The following is an 18,293-nucleotide window of genomic DNA, read 5'->3' as shown; positions in this document are numbered from 1 at the left end:
ACAGCAGCCTCTCTTTCTATCCCTTCACTAATTCATCCATTAACTGAATCGTTGCCTGTTTCTGAATGTTGCGGATGGACGCGGCAACATCTTGTGAGGATGATCCTTTTAATTCAAGAGATACGATTCCATTAAAAGCTTCAAATAAATCAAGATCCACCATAGTCCCTTTGGCAGGGAATGATTGACTGACAATCGCAGTATCTCCAACGAATGCTTCCTGCGGAATAGACACATGATCAATGGTGATATGTGTGGATTCAGGTGGTATGTGCCCACTCTCTTTAAAATGCTGAGGATACAAGTGGCAGTCCGCTACATAAAATGTATGTCCAGAAAGCAGTTGTTTTGGCAGTACAGCCTTTTTTCCATCAACTAATACATCAATCAATAGCTTGGCCATATCGACGCCAAAGACCTTTTTAATATTCGGGATCATATTCCAGCCAGCGAATCGAGCCGCTGATTCGATCAGTCCAGTTTCTCGATTTTTCATGAGTTTGATTTCTGTATGGGTTGCACAATGTTCAAGACCTAGCCCTTCATTTGCCTTCCTTGCTGCTTCAATGATGATTTGCTTTGCTTCATTGTCTAAGATCGTCGGAGTGATATGAGCCGTTTCTGTAAAGCCGATTTGAGGGGTTTTATCATGTATGACAAAAGGGAGATATTCGCCCTCTACGACCAGCCCTTCTACACTGACATAATCAGCATAACCTTCATCTTGATACCAATCTTCGTAAGCACCCTCTAAATACGTTTCAGCGACAAACGGTGCTTCATACGTGACAGCGTCTGGGACTGGTATGGTTTCCAAATACGATTGTACTTGTAAAAACAAGTCATCACTTCCGGCTTTGTCATGAAACAAGGTGACGCCAATAGAACTGGCTAAATATGTAGGCTTTAAAATGAGCGGTGTTCCGATAGACTCAATGGCTTGTTGGAAATCAGATAAAGTCGTGACAGGCTGAGTTTTCACCGCTTTGACGCCAGAGGCATTGAATGCAGCCCTCATTTGGCTTTTATCACGCGCCATTTCGGCTGCCTTGACACCGGCACCTCGTAGCCCAAGACGTTCAGCGGCCTTTGCCATCGGTGCAATGAATAATTCATTATTGGTCGTGATTGCATCTGCTTTGAAAAAGGAAGCCACTTGAATGAAGTCTTCCACAACCTCTTCTTCTGATTTTGGATAATCATCATGTGCCCAGTAAATAGAATCAGGGTGTTCAAAAGAAGGGTGTGTCTCAAAATAATCACGGTCTTTGATGACCGCAATGGAGTATTTTTCGATTAGCTCGGCATGTCCCTTTGTAATCGCAAAGGGTCTTGGGATATAAGAAACGATATGGTATGATGCCGCCACGCTTTCATAAAACATATGAGGCGGGCACCCTCCTAAGTCAGCAATGACAAGTACAGTTTTTTTACTCAATGAAAGCACTCCTTTTATCTAGCGGTGTAACCGCCATCTGCAGTGACGACACTTCCAGTCATATAGCTGGATAGGTCAGAGGCGAGAAACAGCATCACGCCAGCAATTTCTTCAGGTTTTCCAAGCCGCAGCATAGGATTCACCTTTGCTTTTTCTTTTTTGACGATCTCGAGACTTTCTGTGTGATTGTCTAAAAAGGACTTTTCATTTAGTGGCGTATCAATGATGCCAGGGGCAATACAATTTACCCTGATTTGATGAGCGGCATAGTCGATGGCCATTGATTTGGTGAGCTGAATGACACCGCCTTTTGTTGCATTGTATGCCGGAATGTCAGGCCAGCCCACAAGACCTCCGACAGATCCGGTATTGATAATACTTCCACTCTTCTTTTCAAGCATATGCGGCAATGTATGCTTACTCATGAGAAAGACGCCGGTCAGGTTGACCTGAAGAATACGATGCCAATCCTCCAGTGCCATCTCATGAATAGGTGAGACAATTTCGATGCCTGCATTGTTAATGAGGACATCAATGGCACCGAATCGGCTCAGCACGTTCTGAACGGTTTGGTGACAGTCAGACTCCTTCGTAATATCTGTTTTAAAAAATGCAAGGTGCTCATGCGGCAATGATTCAATGAGTTGGTTGCCGCTGCTTTCATTGATGTCAGCGACAGCTACTTTTGCTCCATTCTCGAGGAAGAGCTTGACGGCAGCAAGCCCAATCCCCGACGCACCTCCTGTAATGAGGACAACTTTTCCATCCAGCTTCATTTCTTCACCTTAGATGCCTTTGGCTTCAAGCGATTATAGCGGGGAGGGAAGAAGAGATTAATAGACTTTGATGCTTCTGGCTTTGGATTGATGGCCCCATGATCTTCCCTTGGGTCACAGAAATAGGTGGTGCCAAATTCCATCTTTTCTGTAAAGCCTTCGATCGTCATATCATACCCTCCGCTGATGCAAATGCCGATTTGTTCATTTCTATGTTTATGAAAAGGCATTTCTCCGCCGTTTCCAGGGATATTGGCAATCATCAGCTCCATCCAATCTTCCACAAAAAAAGTCACTTCCATGCCAGGGAGTAAATCCCGTGTTTTGAAAATGTCTAAGAAATAAGTGGGGGGAGCTGTATATTCTTCGTCATCCTTTAATCTCTTAATATCAATGGCGATCACTTCTTCATCTGTCAGATTTGAAGCGCCGTGAGGGACAAACGGTGGTGCGATATAGGCTGATTCTAATGGGGTGAGCAGTTGAGTCGATTGGCCGACAGTCATTTGAAGCTCGCCTTTTAATACAATGCCGATTTGTGCTTCGGGATGTTCGTGAGGTTCAATGATTGTGTGGGGAGGGACGTATGAAATTAACACTTCCGTACCGCCTCTTACAGTGGAATATTGGATAACGCCATTATCCCATTCTAATTTTTTCGCTTGAGGAAAATATCGTTCTTGCGTCTTTTGTTCAGTTTGCATCTTATATCTCTCCTTTTCCGAATATGGACCAACTCATGGGTATACTTTTAAACGTTCGAATGAAGATGAGGCCATATGTGGCTCTTGCCACCTCATTCGTTAAAGCAAAATCAAATTCGCCGTCCCTTACTTTCTGCGCGGCAGTACTTGTAGAATTAACAAGTTCAAATTCAGCATTTTGGTGAATGAAATATTGAATTAAATTGACAGGTGCAGGATGTGAGACAATTTTTAAATGGTGGAGCATTTGTTCATTGAATGGGAAATCAGGTCTGACAGCCAAACCATACATGGGCGTGTCACATCTGAAAATTTGTAAAAGCTGTAGATCTGGTCTCATGTAGAAGTGTTTGATGCCTTCATATGCGTGTGGAACGAGAGTAAATTGAAGTGGTTGAGAGAGAGTATGTTCAATGCAAGTTTCGAATGTGTCATAAAGGGATAGTTTCGTATGAGTGCCGAGTGTAGTGGTGGATTGAGAGATGAAATGTTTTGCTGCGTATTCACTGCTTGTCCCCTTAGGGCCTAGTGTGTTGACTGTAAACATCTTAGGTGAAGGGCTAGGCTCTTCTTTGAAATGAAACACATCATCATTCTTTAGGATCATGTTTACCATCCAATCTTTTTCAAATTTTTACTAGATTATAAAATTTAAAATTGGCAATTGTCAACAAATTTTATAAAAAATGTAATATACGATGATATTAAAAATTGATCTAAAAAACTGCACATATCGAGATGTGCAGTGAAATGTGCTTACGTTTCAAGTGTAGTTGGCTGTTTTTTCTGTAAGGCGCGTTCTCGTTTATAGCTGCCGAAGCTGATGATAAAACCAACAAGTGTGATCAATGCACAGACAAGACCTACCGTATGATATCCGAAATGGACATAAACGGGTCCCATCAGTGCGGAACCGAGCATAACAGCAAGGTTGGAGGCCAGGCTGTAAAAAGCCATCACTTTGCCGCGATGGGTTTGAGAACAGTCACTTAGAACGGTGCTTAGAAGCGTGACAGATAAGCTTTGCATTGCACCCCAAATAAATAGGGCGAAAATCAGCAACATCCATGAGAATGGCGCATAAGGAAGCAAGGCTAGAACAATCGCAATTCCACCCAGCACAAAGACAAGGGAACGGGTTTTACCGAACCAGTCTGCTAATTTTCCAGTAAACATACTCATAGAAAAGCCGACGCCATAAGCCATAATAAGAAGTCCAGCAGTTGATTGTCCGCCATCAAACAGACTTTGCAAATAAGCACCTAAAAACGAGTACATGCCGTAAAATCCAAGCATATTGCAAAACGTCACAGTCAAATAGGCAGGCACACGATCGATTTTCAAAGCTCCCCATAAAGCGCCTGTTTTCTCTCTAGCTTGAGGTGCCTTCGGATCAGCTGCTCTGACTTGTTTTCTTGATTCAAGGATGACGAGTAGCAGGACAATGAGACTCATCATAGCGAAGATCCAAAACGTCCAGCGCCAGTTTAAACTCTGGCCGATAAAGGCGCCAATGGGCACACCAAGGACAAGAGAAAGAGACCAGCTCGATACAATGAGTCCCATCACTTTGCCGCGGTATTCGTATGGAACCCGGTCGCCCACAAGAGCATAGGCTGTTGGCACAAATACACCAGTTGCCAGCCCAGAAATAGCACGGCCTGCAAAAAACACGGCCAAATTTGGGGCAGCAGCACACATCACTGTTCCAATTAAAAAGAAAGACAGCCCAATTATCAAACAAAGCTCTCTTGAATATCGGTCCCCTAAAGGAACGAGTAGCGGAGCTCCAACCAGCACAGCTAACCCATAAATGCTGATGGAAAGAGCGAGAACATCAAGAGAGTGCTGAAAGGAGTTTGATAAATCAGGCAGCAGTGGTGAAATCACCAGTTCCTCCGATCCCGCCGCAAAAACGCCAAGTGTGAGTGCAATGGCAAGTGTGATGGGAAATGTTTTAGAAGCCTGGCTGTCTAAAGATTCTTTCATCAAGTGATCCCTCCATACTTGCTTTTTCATTCAATTCCGTTAAAATAAATTCTACCATTATTTAGTTTTATTTTACATTTCGTATCATAAGTATCATCATAAAATACTTTTCAAATGGAACGATTTTGGGATAGGAGCGTAACGAATGAAAATCACCGATGTGGATGTGCATATTTTAAACGAGTTGAGAGAAGATGCCCGCTTATCAATGAGGGAATTGTCCAAACGAGTGAATTTATCAGCACCTGCGGTAGCAGAAAGAGTGCGAAAACTAGAGGATGCAGGGATTATCGAAGGGTATTCTGTTCAAGTCAATTATAAAAAGCTGGGTCTGATGATAGACTGTTTACTGGAAGTCACCGTATTAAATGGGGAGTATCAGCGTTTTGTGACATTTATGAACCAGCATCCACGTGCGTTCTTTGCTTATCGGGTGGCAGGGCAGTCCTGTTTTTTCATTAAGCTGTCTGTTTCTTCTCTTGAAGAAATTGAAGCGTTTATTCAAGATGTGTCTGGCTTTACAAAAACGGTCTCCCATATTGTCTTATCAGAGCATTCCTTTACCCATCCCATTCAGGAACGTGTGAAACAAATAGAAGAGCCAGAAATGACCGTGGTGAAATAGAAAAAGGACCTGCCCTCAGGTCCTTTTGATTCGTTTATCTGACTGATAGCTCATGATCGTAATGATCAATCCAATGAATGTCACACCTGCCGCAAAGAGCGGGACAAGCTGTAAATGTGTGATTTCAATAGCAAGACCGCCAAGCGCTGCACCGCCGGCATTTCCAATATTAAAGGCAGAATGACTGAGCGTTGATGCGAGTGTCGGGGCTTCATGTGCCATGTTCATCGTGCGGAATTGCAAGGTAGGAACGAGAATAAATGAAATAATTCCCCACACAAAAATCGTCAGCACGGCAGGCACTTTAAAGGCAGATGTATATGTGAATAACAACAGAACAGCCATCAGCAAGATCAATGTGATGATAATACTCGGCATCAGCTTCCAGTCGGCAAGCTTTCCGCCGACTAAATTCCCAATGGTGACCCCAAGCCCAAAGAGGACAAGAATGAGGGTGACCCCGTTTTCCTGAAAGCCAGTCACTTGCAGCAGGATCGGGCTGATATACGTAAAGGCGGTAAACACACCCGCAAAACCAAAAATCGTCATCGCAAAGGAGACGAGGACCTGCGGCTTTTTCAACACCGATATTTCATTTCGAATATCTAATACTTCTTCTTTCGATTGATTTGGTACTAAACTGATAATACCGATTAAGGAAATGAGACCAATGACGGCAATGACGAGAAATGACATGCGCCAGCCGAATTGATTTCCTATAAAGGTACCAAATGGCACACCCAGTACATTGGCTACTGTCAGTCCTGTAAACATGAAGCTGATCGCACTTGCGCTTCGCTCCTTAGGAACAAGCCGTGCAGCCATAATGGCGCCGACACCAAAGAAGGTACCATGAGCAAATGACGTTAAAATACGTGCAGCCATCAACAGACCATAAGAAGTCGATACAGCGGCGACAGCATTTCCCGCCACGAAAAGAATCATTAATAGGATGAGGAGACGTTTTCTCGACATTTTTCCAGTTGATAACGTTAAAATAGGGCCGCCAACTGCGACACCGAGTGCATATCCGGTAATCAGTTGACCTGAAGCAGAAATAGATACATGGAGATCATTTGCGACATTTGGCAAAAGACCCATGATCACAAATTCAGTCATGCCAATCGAAAACGCACCGAGCGTTAACGCAAAAATAGCGATGGGGAAGTTTTTCATGATGAGATCACCTTTCTAAACAAATACATAAAAAGGCTTCGGAGAGATCCGAAGCCTTAAGAGTTTATCATACATGGAAATAAGACGCTAGCTGCTCGTTTGCTAATCGGTTTCCAACAAAGAAGGAACCAAACTCGCCGTAACGTGCACTCACTTCATCAAATCGCATTTCGTAAACCAATTTTTTAAATTGAAGCACATCGTCAGCGAAAAGAGTGACGCCCCACTCATAATCATCAAAGCCAACAGAACCTGTAATGATCTGTTTTACTTTCCCAGCATAGCTTCTGCCAATTAAGCCATGGCTTCTCATAAGGGATTTACGTTCATCCATTGAAAGCATGTACCAGTTGTCATTGCCAGAACGTCTTTTATCCATTGGATAGAAACAGACATATTGAGAAGAAGGAAGCTCAGGATAGAGGCGCGCACGTACATGTGGGTTCTCGTAAGGGTCTCCGCCATCTCCGCCTCCTGCTAAGTAGTTGCTGAGTTCAACAACTGACACGTAAGAATAAGCTGGAATCGTAAACTCGGCTAGTCGTGTCTTGTTGAATTCAAGTTCAATTTCACCTAGTTCTTCCATGGTCGGACGTAAAATCATGAGCATAATATCTGCTTTTTGGCCGACAATACTATAGATTGTTTGGCTTCCAGCCTGATGGTGCTCGGCTGTTTTCCATTTTTCTAATAGACCTGTGAACTCATGAATGATGGCTTGACGCTCATCGCTTGTCAGCAGCTTCCAAGCTGTCCAGTCGATCGTTCTAAAATCATGCAGCGCATACCAGCCATCTAGTGTTTGAGCTGCTTCATTTGTTGTATGTTGTTCGCTCATTTCTTTCACTCCTATTTACAGTTTTCCATCTGTTCCAACTATAACATAGTTTGTCCAAATGAAGATGTGATCAAAACTTGAACGACGAAAACGCTTTTCTAGAAATTGATTTAATTAGTTTGAAAAATAAGAATTTAAATTGTAAGCGCTATAATGTAAGTTGGTAGTTTGAATTTATGTAGAAGAAGAGTATGCTTAAAAGAGAACGCTTTTTTTGTAAAATCAAGGAGGGTATTGAAGTGGCAGATATTTTTTCAACAGTTCAGGAAAAGGTTGCAGGTAAAGGAGTTAAGATCGTTTTTCCTGAGGGAATGGACGAACGCATTCTAACAGCCGTTCAAAAACTAGCAGATGGCAAAGTATTGCAGCCAATTGTTGTAGGTAAGAAGGAAGAAGTAGAAGCAAAAGCAAAAGAATTAGGTCTTACACTTGATGGTGTTGACGTGTATGATCCTCATACATATGAAGGTTTTGACGATCTTGTACAAGCTTTCGTCGAAAGACGTAAAGGCAAAGCGACAGAAGAGCAAGCGAGAAAAGCATTACTGGATGAAAACTACTTCGGTACAATGCTTGTTTATAAAGGCCTTGCAGACGGCCTTGTAAGCGGAGCAGCACACTCAACTGCTGACACAGTGCGCCCAGCACTTCAAATCATTAAAACAAAAGAAGGCGTAAAGAAAACTTCTGGCGTCTTCATTATGGCTCGCGGCGAAGAGCAATATGTGTTTGCTGATTGTGCGATCAACATTGCACCAGACAGCCAAGATCTTGCTGAAATTGCGATCGAAAGTGCAAACACAGCAAAAATGTTTGACATCGAACCACGTGTAGCAATGCTTAGCTTCTCTACAAAAGGTTCAGCAAAATCAGACGAAACAGACAAAGTATCTGAAGCGGTTCGCATTGCAAAAGAAAAAGCACCTGAGCTTGTTCTTGATGGAGAGTTCCAATTCGATGCAGCTTTCGTTCCTTCAGTGGCAGCGAAAAAAGCACCAGATTCCGTCATCAAAGGCGATGCTAGCGTATTTGTTTTCCCTAGCCTTGAAGCAGGAAACATTGGCTACAAAATTGCCCAGCGCTTAGGTAACTTTGAAGCTGTAGGTCCAATCCTACAAGGTCTAAATCAGCCAGTAAACGATCTTTCAAGAGGCTGTAATGCCGAAGACGTTTACAATCTTGCGCTGATTACAGCAGCTCAAGCACTATAAAATAGCATCTCGACTAGAGCAGTCAGTACGATAGATTCGTGCTGGCTGTTTTTTTATTTTGTCCAAATGTGTACAATAAAGAGTGAAAAGAAAACACGAATCGTAGATAAAGCCGATAGGATAGGCAGGTGCTATAATGGAGGATTTAATATATAAACTTCAGCATAAGGTCGCATTTTTAACCGATGCGCAGAGGAGAATTGCAGATTATATCGTACAAAATCCAATGGAAGTCGCTTTTTTAACTGTCGATAAATTGGCGTCAAAAGTCGGGACGAGTACAGCAACGATCATGCGCTTCTCTGCTGCTGTGGGGTATTCCGGTTTTTCTGAATTCCAAAAAGAGCTTCAATCAGCTATGAAGCATAAAGCCGACCCTCAAACGAGACTTGAAGCGAATCTCAAGCATTCAAATAAAAATAAGCTCCTGCATGACCATGTAGAACTGCAATTTCAAAATATCCAGTATGCACTAGACAATATCACGGAAGAAACCTTTCAGCAGATTGTTGGGAAAATAGCCAGCGCACGCCACGTTTTGTGTACAAGTGTTCGAAGTGGAAGACCTGTTGGTGAGTATCTGTCACTCGGAATCAATCGGTTATTGGGGAATTGCCAATACATTGATGCAGACAAAAGCGACTGGGTGGATGATTTGGTTCATTTCAACTCGGGTGATTTCATTATAGCTGTCAGCTATCCGCGCTATGCAAAGCGTATGAAAGATTTGATGGAAGCAGCGAAGTCTTATGGGGTGGAAGTCCTTTTAATTACAGACAGCTACAGCTCTCCATTAACCAAATATGCACAATATGTATTACCATGTTCCTCAGCAAGTGTAGGCTCTCATAACTCTGTCGTATCTGCTATCTTTATCGTCGATTACATTTTAAGTGCCTTAGCGATGAATGATCCTGAAAGAACAAAACCACGTTTAGATCAAATCAATCATATGTTAACGAAAATGAGTTACCACACAACACATTAGTCGTGTGGAACTCATTTTTTTATTTTTGAAAGCGCTTTACTAATTGAAAATGAGGTGGTATGATCATATCACGAAAGTAATAAATATTACTTTAATAAAAATAAGTGTAATGAATATAACTCAAAGGGGATGATGGAAACAATGAGTACTGTTCATTTCGTGTCAAATGATCTTATCGCTAGGGCAAAAAAGCTTAACTCGACCTTGCTGTCAGACGTAATGGGATGCACCGGCGCGATGGATCATCAAATCAAACCAGTTGCGAAAGGCATGAATGTAGTCGGCACAGCTTTTACTGTTAGCTTACGGCCAGGGGATAATTTATTTCTTCATCAAGCGATCTACTCTGCTAAAGAAGGAGATGTACTGATTGTTGATGGAAAAGACCATAAGGGTCATGCCTATTTAGGGGAATTGATGGCACATTCAGCAAAGGCTGTAGGAATAGAAGGAATCGTGATTGACGGGCTTGTTCGCGACAAACTCTCTTTAGAGGAGCTGGCTTTTCCAATCTACAGTAAGGGATTTATGCCAAACGGACCTTATAAAGATGGTCCTGGGGAATTGAATCAAACCATCTCGTGCGGCGGTGTCAAAGTAGCCCCAGGTGATCTAGTCATTGCTGACGATGATGGAGTCGTCATCGTTCCAAAGGAAAAGGCGGAACACCTGCTGACACTAGCGGAAGAGAAACAAGCGTATGAACATCAGAGATTAAAAACGATTCAACAGTATGTGGACGAAGGAAAGCAAGACATCAGTCTCTTAGCACCGGCATGGCTAGAAAGCAGAATGAAAAAAATTCAGGAATAGGGGAATCGGTGATGAAAATAGGTTTTATCGGATATGGTGAAGCGGCATATGAGCTGTCAACGGGATTGAAAACAGAAGGATTAAATCAATTTTATGCGTATGATGTCCTATTACAAAATGAGAAATTAGCTGGCTCGTTGAAAGAAAAAGCATCGCAAACAGGCGTTCAATTAACGAGCAGTATTAGCGAACTCATTGAGAAATCTGATCTTGTGATTGCAGCTGTACCAGCGAATAAAACCTTAGAAGTGGCACAATCCGTATCGGGAAGTTTGAAAAAGAATCAATTATATGTAGATGTATCGGCATCAACACCAGACATCAAAAAACAAGTAGCAAACGAAATTGAAAAGCAAGAAGCTCTATTTGTAGATGCCGCCATGCTAGGGCCTCTTCCAATCAACAAACACAAGGTTCCGATCACGGCAAGCGGCAGTGGAGTTGACCAATTCATGAAAGTGATGAATGCTTATGGCATGAATATCACAAAAATTAGTGACCAGCCAGGAGATGCTTCGGCACTAAAGCTAATCAGAAGCATTTATATGAAGGGGATTGTCGGTCTCTTGATTGAATTTTTGGAAATTTCCAAAAAATATAATGTGGAACATCAAGTGATTTCTTCACTAAGCGATACAATCGATAGCAAAAGTTTTGAAGAGACCATGAACCGTCTTGTGACAGGGAGTGCATTGCATGCAAAAAGACGGGCGGTTGAGCTGCTTGGCTCTATTGAAATGCTAGATGAAGCAGAGATTGATGCCAGTATGTCTCGGGCAGCACAACAGAAGCTTGAGAGATTAGCAGACTTTCACTTTGCTGAACGATTTGACGGGGTAAAACCTGCTAGCTGGGAAGAAGTCATTGACGTGATGCAGCAAGGGGAATAAATTGTAAGCGTTTTATTTAATAAAGGGGAGGCGAAGAAACGATATGGGTTTTATTGCGTTGATTGTGTTCATAGCTGTCATCATTATATGGAATGTTATGGTGAAACGGAATATGGGAGAAGCCATGCTACTAGGCTTTATTGCGACCACATTATTTGGCGGATTAGATGCGTTAAGACTTTTCTGGGATGGTTTAATATTTGCATCCACATATGAGGTGCTTTATGCAGCTGTCGCATTTGTATTCATGGCCTATTTAATCGAAAAGTTGGAATTAATTCATGCACTCTTACGAATCCTAAATTCGGTTGTAGGCAAACTTCCTGGTGGAGCGGCTTATATGAGTACGTTAGGTTCAGCAGTGTTAGGCGCTCTTTCAGGTTCAAATTCTGCAAACACAGCTGCGACTGGCTCTATCACGGCCTCTTGGATGATTAAATCCGGGTGGAGCCGGACCCATACGGCCACGATTCTAGCAGGGAATGGCGGACTTGGAGCGGCACTGCCTCCGAACTCTTCCATGTTTATCATGCTTGGGTTTGCACCAGTTGCCGCCCTTGTATCTGAGGGAGATTTATATATTGCCCTTCTAATAGGAGGACTGTATCAAGTCGTATACCGATTTATTTTGGTGTATCTTCTGGTGAAAAAGAATAAAATTCAGGCCATGCCGCCAGATGATATTCTTCCTTTCTGGGAAGCGGTAAAACAAGGGTGGAAGTCGATCTTTATTTTTTTCGGTGCCTTGATTCCTATCATGATCACCATTGGTCCGTTTGCAAACTACTTAAAAAGTAATCCAAACATCGGACCGGAGGCAATGGATCAAATTTCTTTAATTACGTGGATTCCGATTCTCATGATATTAATTAGTCTAACAATTGGAAGAAGCAAGGCGTCTGCTTTAGATTGGTCTCAATTTTTCAAATCAGCCATTCCTAAATTCACAACGATTGGCGCTTTGATGCTGTTTGCAGTGGCTGCTAGTCAAGTGCTTGCTGAATTAGGGCTCGCAGATGATTTGACGCAAATCACATCAGTACTTGCCATTCCGAAATGGCTCATGGTGCTCATTGTGGGTGTTCTTGTCACACTGGTGGCAGGCCCTCTATCTTCAACAGCGACATTAACAGCAGTTGGGCTTGTCTCATTTTCAGCTTTAATCTCAGTTGGAGTGGACCCAGTTGTGGCTGTAGTTGCCATTCTTGCTTTTTCATCAACTGAAGGCGCTTCCCCGCCTGCATCAGGGTCCATATTTATCGCTTCTGGTCTTGCAGGGGCCAGACCAGAAAAAACCTTTATCCCACTGATCCTCTATTATATGCTTCCGATCGTTGGTATTGGCTGGCTCATTGGAATGGAGATACTTCCCGTATAGAAAGGAGAAACAGATGAGAGTATTGATGGAATTGTTATTTAAAGTGCTGCTTGTCCTATTTCTAACGTCAGGAACGTTGTTGGTATTCGGTCAAATACTAGGAATTCTCTTGCAAAAGGGAGATATGATCATTGCTAGTACGAACCTATTTAAAAACCCAACACTGGTGTTAAGTGCCTTTTTTAGCCTTGTCGGGTTTTCACTCCATTATATACCTGAGAAGAAAGACACCTCATTTAGCGATCATCCATCAGCATCAGCAGGTGATTCGCTCAAATAAGCATGAAAAGCTGGATTCAGTTGATGAATTCAGCTTTTTTGTGCGTGTGAATTAGGTATAAAAACCCAATACATACGATTCATTTTTTAGTGAATTCGTTTTCAATCATATGCCTCTTGTGCTAGTAAATGGTAACATAACGGAGGACTATTTGAGGAATAGAGGTGTTTGACGATGTCTGGAGCTATCATCGGTTATACAACAGCCTTGTATTCGTTAAAGGCAGACATATCCATAAAAAAAGAACAAATCATAGAACTGAACATGTGTCGAAAAGAAATAAAAGAAGCAAAGTCTGCTCTGGCAGATGCTAACAAGAAAATGACTCATCCAGATCTGACATCACATACATGGTTTGGCCATCTCGCAGATACGTTTGATGACATTCGAGACGAGATGGCATCCGCCAGTCAAGAGATAAAAAGTGTACAGCTGACCAATCTAGTGAACCGAATTGATGAGAAAATCAGCGACTTAAAATCAGAGATCCATTCATTAGAACATGAAATTCATTCGGTTGAAAGAAAAATAGAGAAAGAAAAGCAGAAACAATTGGAAGAAAAAAGAGGGTAGTCACATGAGCAGAGAAATTAAAATAGATGCCAGTCAGGTCAAACGAGTATTACAGCATGCAAAACAATCAGGCGCTCAAATGAATGCAACACTTCCAACAACCATCAAAGGAAGAAATCAGCTCCTGACGGCAGACACATTAGAAAAAATCAATCAGCAGTTGAACGAATTAAGTACATCCTATATAGACATTCTTCAGAAACAACTTGTACAAACAGAACAAGCGGTGAACACCATGATCGAAACGGACAAGGCGCTTGCTTCCAGCAGTAAAAGAAAATAAAGGAGAACGCAATGAAAACCCTTGATGCTTTTGCGCTAATAAACGGAATTGACCAAACGCTGAATACATTAAAGCAGCAATCACAACAGATTAGCTCCATAGAAAAACAAATCCAACAGATCATCTCACTTGATGGCGCACTAAAGGGAGAGGCGGGACAAGCCATCCGCTCCTTTTATACAGAATGCCATATTCCCTTCCTGCAATTTTTTCAGGTTGTCATTGAGGAATACAGCTCTGCGCTCAAACAAACAAAGCAGGCACTTCATACACTTGAATCAAATCAGCACGGCTTTATATCACAAGCATTTATTGAACACGAACTTGATTCAGGTTTAAAAAAAGCAGAGCGAGCGATTTCTGACATTGTTTCAGATGTGAGCCAGGCGATCGGCAGGGTCAGTCATATCGTTCACTTGCCTCATGTAGACGAGTCTGCTTTTCAACAGAGCTATCAAAAAACGTGGCTTGAGACATCCAGAACCATTGGACTGCTCCATGCCTTTGACAGAGAACAAACAAGTGCTATGAATGAAACAACAAGTGCATTGCAAACAATGAAGCAATACATCAACACGCTAAGCACCATGTTCACCGGTCCCAAAATCGACATCACGAGCTATCAAAAAGGGTCTATTTTCAAAAATGGAAAAGAAGAAAAAATAAGCAGCACGATCAGCGGATTGAATGACAAAATAGACAACATGAAAGAAAACCCGATGATGATCATGTTGAAGAAGCTGAGAGAGAAACAACAGGCGGATGTGGAGACGGTGGTTCATAGAGGTACCCTCCGAAACGTCAACAAGCAAGTCAAAGCAAACGATCCATTGCTTACGACATTACAAAAAGAATCTGTGAGCGGGAAAAGTAAGATTCATAGAGACATCAGGGTCGTAAATGGTAAACTATATAACGTAAAAGGCATCAAAAAGCTAAAAGAATTCGACATCGCTGATGAAGTCGTCACAGATCCGTCTGACATTGATTTTATAGGCGGGAGATACACCGTTTACGCCAATAAACAAATCATCCGAACGTATATCGCAAACGGCGAAGTAAGAATAGAAGAAGTCGACAACATCCCAGAAAGCCGCAGCCGCGGAAATGCCAAACGCATACTAGACGGTGAGGTAGTCTCAACCGCCGAAAACATCATTTTAGAATACAGCGGCATCTACGACGGCTACCGAGCCGTTACTGGTAAAGACCCAGAAACCAGCCGAAACATCAGCAGCACAGACCAAGCTTTATCCGCAGCCTCTATCATCCCAATCACGAAAATAGTGAAGGTTGGGAAATATGTTTTTAGGTTGGAGCAAGGGAAGAATGTGAAGAGGGTTAAAACACCTGCTTACGGTAAACAATCCGTACCTAAGGGACCTTACCGTGAAGTAAATGGTTTCCCTGCAAAAGTAAAATCAGGAGCTCAAGAAAAACATATTCCAGAAACACCAAATTACAAGCAAGAAGTAGCAAACGGAAAAAAGAAAAGCATTTTTTACGGAGATAATAAAAAGGCACAAGAATTGCTTGATAAATACGCTGGTAGAGGGGAATTCCTAAAAAACGGGAGAGAAGTTATAGATTTTGGTCAAAAGATAGGAAAGACTTATGATATGAAAACTCAACAATATATAGAGACTACTAGAGGCACAATACATTATTCAAAAGATGGTGCTCATATCGTACCTTCAAAACCATTAGAATTAAATTAAAAAGGTGGATACATATGGACTATAACCCTTTAATAAAAACATTAGATGATTACGGCGGGGAAGAGCTGATATTAGAGTGGGGTAACGGATTAAAGATCATAGGGAAACCAGACACACTTTACGAAACTGATAATGGGTTAGAGGATGATGATATCAATTACGTTGAATATTATGCCGTTGCTTTTAGAGTAGAGAACATCATATCGTCTCCAAATAAAGAAAGCAGAGTGTATGATTGGTTGATAGGAGAAGAAAGGTCTTTAGTAGAAATATCCCTTTATGATGATCCACCTAATGCAGTGTATTTAGCAAACGGTCAAAAGTTATGGGAATTATCCCTTGAAGAATAAAAACAATAGGCGTAATAAGAGCCCTCTGTAAGAGGGTCTTTTGTATATTCGAAATATAACGATTCGAGCATCGGCTTTGTTTTTGTTCCAAAAAGCTGTAAATAGGAGAACAAAATGAACAAAAAACAAGAACTAAAGAAACAAATCCAAACGGTCATCAACATCCTAGAAAAAGAATATTCGCAAGAGATCAATCAAGGTGTACTTGAATTAATATATAGAAGATACAAGAATGCCCAAAGAATCATGCAAGCCAATGATGATCTCCAAAAGGTCTTTATCATTGGCGGAGTTAGGGCTTACTTGGATAGTCATAATGACTATCTAAATCCATTCTTAGATGAATTACATAAAGCGGAAAGTCTACTAAAAGAATTGTTGTATTGATTATATAGTGATAGGTAGAAGTCTTTGTATTAGAAAGCGATACAAAAACACAGAAAGGAATTCGTATGAATCAGAAAAAACACATCAACAAAAAAACAGTCAATTGGCTATTAAGCATCAGTGTTCTTCTCGTCATTGGGACAGCTTTTATGAGAGGGGTTTATGTCCCACATGCCGGTTCGGATTATCGAGGTTTTCCCATTGATTGGCTAGTCCTGCATTCAAATTATGGTGTTGAATTTCTATTTTTTGGTTTTATACTCGATGTCATCATTTTCTATTTTCTATTAAAGGTGCTCCTGCGGGTGTATAAAAGGATTATGACAAAATCAGCTGAATAAACGCTAGTTCAACCTTTTAGGAGGCTTTCAAAATGATTCATTTTTCTCAGATTCCCAACTTGGTCATGAACGAACCAGCAAGTGACATACATATCAAAGAGGCAGAAGCTGAACTAAATATGATGTTTCCTCATGCCCATCAAGTCTTACTGAAACAATCAAATGGATGTTCCATTGGAGGCGACCTGCTTTTATACGGAACTGAAGACATTGTAGAACGCAATAAAACATGGGAAGTCCATCATTATGCCAGCGGCTATGTAGCCATTGGTGACGATGGCGGCGGGCGAGTATTTCTTATGCGGCAGGCAGAAGAAGAGAAAAAAGTGTGGATCGTCGATGCTGGTGTGATGGACCCTCAGCATGCGGAATTGGTGGCTGAAGACTTGTTAAGCTGGGTAAGTCACGGCTGTTTCATAGAAGTTTAGTCTATTAAGGAGATGATCGATTTGCCGTGGAACACATTGATCGCTGCATGCCTCGTGGTTGGGATTCCTGTCGTTTTGATTGCAGCTGTTTATTTCATTTCGAAAAGGAAGAACAAGAAAACCAAATCCAGTTGAAAAGCTCTGTGACGTTCCTTGTCATAGAGCTTTTTTCTCTCTCATTCTCCCTCCATGTTATAATAAACACAGTTTATGAACGAGAGGATATGCAGGACATGAAAAATGAACCTATTGAGTTATTGACGCAGCCGACATGGCGAATCATAGATCAATCGAGCCTTGGTCTCTATGTAGACCCAAAGCAATCTTTTGCGATGGATGATACGCTTTGTGCGTCGGTCGGGAAAGGACTCTCACCAGCGACAGCGCGTTCTTGGGTGCACCACAATACGATCGTTCTTGGGATTCAGGATACAAGACTTCCATTTCTCCAAGATGGTGTAAAGCTTCTTGCGAAAGAGGGATATCGCGTGATTGTGCGCAATTCAGGCGGTCTTGCTGTTGTGCTGGATGAAGGCGTACTGAATGTGTCTTTAATCTTTGCGGAACAAAAGAAGGGCATTGATATTGACCGAGGATATGATGCGATGGTGGAATTGATCCGCCGGATGCTGTCGATGTATGAGGTGGACATTGAAGCCTATGAAATTGTCGGCTCTTACTGTCCAGGTAGCTACGATTTGAGCATCAATGGAAAGAAATTTGCCGGCATTTCTCAGCGTAGATTACGCGGAGGAGTCGCTGTGCAAATCTATTTGTGTGCAGATGGAAGCGGCCGGGAACGAGCTGATTTGATTCGCCGTTTTTATGAGGCGGCCTTAAAGGATAGAAGGCATGAGGTGAAAGCGGTATTCCCTGATATACAGCCTGATACGATGGCATCCCTATCAGAATTAACTGGAGAACCCATTGATTGTGCGCTTCTCATGCGTCTTTTACTAGAAGAACTTCAAAAGCTGAGCGAGCAACTGACCGCTTCAGGGCTGACCACCGAGGAACAGCTGGAGTTTGAGAAGAACATGACACGGATGATTGAGCGGAATGAGAAAGTGTTCTCGTAAACATATCTTTCCAGCCATCTTAAAAATA

The 18,293-nt window shown here is 42.0% G+C and carries 22 protein-coding genes; 15 read left to right on the top strand and 7 right to left on the bottom strand.

Annotated features, from left to right (window positions below; genetic code table 11):
• Positions 1 to 16: 16 nt before the first annotated feature.
• From bacD to FBF75_RS08475, 5 genes are all read right to left on the bottom strand, one after another.
• The gene (gene bacD / locus FBF75_RS08495) at positions 17 to 1,438 is read right to left on the bottom strand and encodes an alanine--anticapsin ligase (protein ID WP_136944621.1); all 1,422 of its coding nucleotides are present in this window, start codon (positions 1,436 to 1,438) and stop codon (positions 17 to 19) included.
• A 14-nt stretch (positions 1,439 to 1,452) separates the two neighbouring features.
• A complete protein-coding gene (locus FBF75_RS08490) occupies positions 1,453 to 2,214 on the bottom strand; it encodes an SDR family NAD(P)-dependent oxidoreductase (RefSeq protein ID WP_052320449.1) in 762 nt (253 codons plus the stop codon).
• Positions 2,211 to 2,918, bottom strand: coding sequence for a 3-((4R)-4-hydroxycyclohexa-1,5-dien-1-yl)-2-oxopropanoate isomerase (gene bacB / locus FBF75_RS08485; protein ID WP_008343606.1), 708 nt, complete (start codon positions 2,916 to 2,918; stop codon positions 2,211 to 2,213). Before bacB ends, FBF75_RS08490 begins: the two co-directional genes overlap by 4 nt.
• 1 nt (position 2,919) lies before the next feature.
• Positions 2,920 to 3,525: a bacilysin biosynthesis protein BacA gene (locus FBF75_RS08480; RefSeq protein WP_024719463.1), complete on the bottom strand. Its 606-nt coding sequence runs from the start codon at positions 3,523 to 3,525 to the stop codon at positions 2,920 to 2,922.
• Between the two features lie 149 nt (positions 3,526 to 3,674).
• Complete coding sequence (locus FBF75_RS08475) at positions 3,675 to 4,907, bottom strand: MFS transporter (protein ID WP_052320448.1); 1,233 nt, start codon at positions 4,905 to 4,907, stop codon at positions 3,675 to 3,677.
• Positions 4,908 to 5,052: 145 nt separating this feature from the next.
• Between FBF75_RS08475 and FBF75_RS08470 the strand changes: the two genes are divergently transcribed.
• The gene (locus tag FBF75_RS08470; RefSeq protein WP_008343601.1) at positions 5,053 to 5,532 is read left to right on the top strand and encodes an Lrp/AsnC family transcriptional regulator; all 480 of its coding nucleotides are present in this window, start codon (positions 5,053 to 5,055) and stop codon (positions 5,530 to 5,532) included.
• A 15-nt stretch (positions 5,533 to 5,547) separates the two neighbouring features.
• Here the strand turns inward: FBF75_RS08470 and FBF75_RS08465 are convergent, their stop codons facing one another.
• Both FBF75_RS08465 and hemQ read right to left on the bottom strand, forming a co-directional pair.
• Positions 5,548 to 6,708, bottom strand: coding sequence for an MFS transporter (locus FBF75_RS08465; protein WP_017360103.1), 1,161 nt, complete (start codon positions 6,706 to 6,708; stop codon positions 5,548 to 5,550).
• 67 nt (positions 6,709 to 6,775) lie between these two features.
• Positions 6,776 to 7,546 carry a hydrogen peroxide-dependent heme synthase gene (gene hemQ, locus FBF75_RS08460; protein WP_017360102.1) on the bottom strand — a complete coding sequence of 257 codons (771 nt, stop codon included), beginning with the start codon at positions 7,544 to 7,546 and terminating at the stop codon, positions 6,776 to 6,778.
• Between the two features lie 239 nt (positions 7,547 to 7,785).
• Between hemQ and pta the strand changes: the two genes are divergently transcribed.
• From pta to lipL, 14 genes are all read left to right on the top strand, one after another.
• Positions 7,786 to 8,757 (top strand): phosphate acetyltransferase, encoded by a 972-nt coding sequence (pta, locus tag FBF75_RS08455; protein ID WP_017360101.1) that lies wholly within the window; start codon positions 7,786 to 7,788, stop codon positions 8,755 to 8,757.
• Positions 8,758 to 8,893: 136 nt separating this feature from the next.
• On the top strand, positions 8,894 to 9,745 hold the full coding sequence (locus FBF75_RS08450) for a MurR/RpiR family transcriptional regulator (RefSeq protein WP_048001138.1): 852 nt from the start codon (positions 8,894 to 8,896) through the stop codon (positions 9,743 to 9,745).
• A 141-nt stretch (positions 9,746 to 9,886) separates the two neighbouring features.
• Entirely contained in the window at positions 9,887 to 10,558 is a 672-nt protein-coding gene (locus FBF75_RS08445; protein ID WP_136944620.1) for an RraA family protein, read from the top strand.
• An 11-nt stretch (positions 10,559 to 10,569) separates the two neighbouring features.
• Complete coding sequence (locus FBF75_RS08440; protein ID WP_136944619.1) at positions 10,570 to 11,448, top strand: prephenate dehydrogenase/arogenate dehydrogenase family protein; 879 nt, start codon at positions 10,570 to 10,572, stop codon at positions 11,446 to 11,448.
• A gap of 43 nt (positions 11,449 to 11,491) precedes the next feature.
• Positions 11,492 to 12,826, top strand: a complete 1,335-nt coding sequence (locus tag FBF75_RS08435; protein WP_007497735.1) for a TRAP transporter large permease subunit — start codon at positions 11,492 to 11,494, stop codon at positions 12,824 to 12,826.
• 13 nt (positions 12,827 to 12,839) lie between these two features.
• On the top strand, positions 12,840 to 13,106 hold the full coding sequence (locus FBF75_RS08430; protein WP_046526753.1) for a hypothetical protein: 267 nt from the start codon (positions 12,840 to 12,842) through the stop codon (positions 13,104 to 13,106).
• Positions 13,107 to 13,280: 174 nt separating this feature from the next.
• Entirely contained in the window at positions 13,281 to 13,679 is a 399-nt protein-coding gene (locus FBF75_RS08425; protein WP_008343584.1) for a YwqH-like family protein, read from the top strand.
• 4 nt (positions 13,680 to 13,683) lie between these two features.
• Positions 13,684 to 13,962: a YwqI/YxiC family protein gene (locus tag FBF75_RS08420; RefSeq protein WP_008343583.1), complete on the top strand. Its 279-nt coding sequence runs from the start codon at positions 13,684 to 13,686 to the stop codon at positions 13,960 to 13,962.
• A gap of 11 nt (positions 13,963 to 13,973) precedes the next feature.
• The gene (locus FBF75_RS08415) at positions 13,974 to 15,680 is read left to right on the top strand and encodes a T7SS effector LXG polymorphic toxin (RefSeq protein ID WP_136944618.1); all 1,707 of its coding nucleotides are present in this window, start codon (positions 13,974 to 13,976) and stop codon (positions 15,678 to 15,680) included.
• A gap of 14 nt (positions 15,681 to 15,694) precedes the next feature.
• Entirely contained in the window at positions 15,695 to 16,030 is a 336-nt protein-coding gene (locus tag FBF75_RS08410) for a hypothetical protein (RefSeq protein WP_024719455.1), read from the top strand.
• 114 nt (positions 16,031 to 16,144) lie between these two features.
• Positions 16,145 to 16,417 carry a hypothetical protein gene (locus FBF75_RS08405; RefSeq protein WP_046344697.1) on the top strand — a complete coding sequence of 91 codons (273 nt, stop codon included), beginning with the start codon at positions 16,145 to 16,147 and terminating at the stop codon, positions 16,415 to 16,417.
• Between the two features lie 65 nt (positions 16,418 to 16,482).
• Positions 16,483 to 16,758: a hypothetical protein gene (locus FBF75_RS08400; RefSeq protein ID WP_024719453.1), complete on the top strand. Its 276-nt coding sequence runs from the start codon at positions 16,483 to 16,485 to the stop codon at positions 16,756 to 16,758.
• A 32-nt stretch (positions 16,759 to 16,790) separates the two neighbouring features.
• Complete coding sequence (locus tag FBF75_RS08395) at positions 16,791 to 17,186, top strand: SMI1/KNR4 family protein (protein ID WP_017368244.1); 396 nt, start codon at positions 16,791 to 16,793, stop codon at positions 17,184 to 17,186.
• A 233-nt stretch (positions 17,187 to 17,419) separates the two neighbouring features.
• Positions 17,420 to 18,265 carry an octanoyl-[GcvH]:protein N-octanoyltransferase gene (gene lipL / locus FBF75_RS08390; RefSeq protein ID WP_025208157.1) on the top strand — a complete coding sequence of 282 codons (846 nt, stop codon included), beginning with the start codon at positions 17,420 to 17,422 and terminating at the stop codon, positions 18,263 to 18,265.
• Positions 18,266 to 18,293 lie beyond the last annotated feature (28 nt).

It is taken from the genome of Bacillus sp. S2(2019) (genome assembly GCF_005144805.1).
Classification (GTDB): Bacteria; Bacillota; Bacilli; order Bacillales; family Bacillaceae; genus Bacillus; species Bacillus altitudinis.
Note: the sequence above shows the minus strand (reverse complement) of the source record. Positions and strands in the feature narration are given on the sequence as shown.

Bases quoted from the DNA above. Each gene is read 5' to 3' on its own strand.
- bacB (WP_008343606.1), bottom strand. From the start codon at position 2,918: ATGCAAACTGAACAAAAGACGCAAGAACGATATTTTCCTCAAGCGAAA.
- hemQ (WP_017360102.1), bottom strand. From the start codon at position 7,546: ATGAGCGAACAACATACAACAAATGAAGCAGCTCAAACACTAGATGGC.
- FBF75_RS08435 (WP_007497735.1), top strand. From the start codon at position 11,492: ATGGGTTTTATTGCGTTGATTGTGTTCATAGCTGTCATCATTATATGG.
- FBF75_RS08480 (WP_024719463.1), bottom strand. From the start codon at position 3,525: ATGATCCTAAAGAATGATGATGTGTTTCATTTCAAAGAAGAGCCTAGC.
- FBF75_RS08470 (WP_008343601.1), top strand. From the start codon at position 5,053: ATGAAAATCACCGATGTGGATGTGCATATTTTAAACGAGTTGAGAGAA.
- FBF75_RS08440 (WP_136944619.1), top strand. From the start codon at position 10,570: ATGAAAATAGGTTTTATCGGATATGGTGAAGCGGCATATGAGCTGTCA.
- FBF75_RS08395 (WP_017368244.1), top strand. From the start codon at position 16,791: ATGATTCATTTTTCTCAGATTCCCAACTTGGTCATGAACGAACCAGCA.
- FBF75_RS08400 (WP_024719453.1), top strand. From the start codon at position 16,483: ATGAATCAGAAAAAACACATCAACAAAAAAACAGTCAATTGGCTATTA.
- FBF75_RS08415 (WP_136944618.1), top strand. From the start codon at position 13,974: ATGAAAACCCTTGATGCTTTTGCGCTAATAAACGGAATTGACCAAACG.
- FBF75_RS08450 (WP_048001138.1), top strand. From the start codon at position 8,894: ATGGAGGATTTAATATATAAACTTCAGCATAAGGTCGCATTTTTAACC.
- FBF75_RS08490 (WP_052320449.1), bottom strand. From the start codon at position 2,214: ATGAAGCTGGATGGAAAAGTTGTCCTCATTACAGGAGGTGCGTCGGGG.
- FBF75_RS08465 (WP_017360103.1), bottom strand. From the start codon at position 6,708: ATGAAAAACTTCCCCATCGCTATTTTTGCGTTAACGCTCGGTGCGTTT.
- FBF75_RS08430 (WP_046526753.1), top strand. From the start codon at position 12,840: ATGAGAGTATTGATGGAATTGTTATTTAAAGTGCTGCTTGTCCTATTT.
- FBF75_RS08405 (WP_046344697.1), top strand. From the start codon at position 16,145: ATGAACAAAAAACAAGAACTAAAGAAACAAATCCAAACGGTCATCAAC.
- lipL (WP_025208157.1), top strand. From the start codon at position 17,420: ATGAAAAATGAACCTATTGAGTTATTGACGCAGCCGACATGGCGAATC.
- FBF75_RS08420 (WP_008343583.1), top strand. From the start codon at position 13,684: ATGAGCAGAGAAATTAAAATAGATGCCAGTCAGGTCAAACGAGTATTA.
- FBF75_RS08475 (WP_052320448.1), bottom strand. From the start codon at position 4,907: ATGAAAGAATCTTTAGACAGCCAGGCTTCTAAAACATTTCCCATCACA.
- FBF75_RS08410 (WP_024719455.1), top strand. From the start codon at position 15,695: ATGGACTATAACCCTTTAATAAAAACATTAGATGATTACGGCGGGGAA.
- FBF75_RS08425 (WP_008343584.1), top strand. From the start codon at position 13,281: ATGTCTGGAGCTATCATCGGTTATACAACAGCCTTGTATTCGTTAAAG.
- FBF75_RS08445 (WP_136944620.1), top strand. From the start codon at position 9,887: ATGAGTACTGTTCATTTCGTGTCAAATGATCTTATCGCTAGGGCAAAA.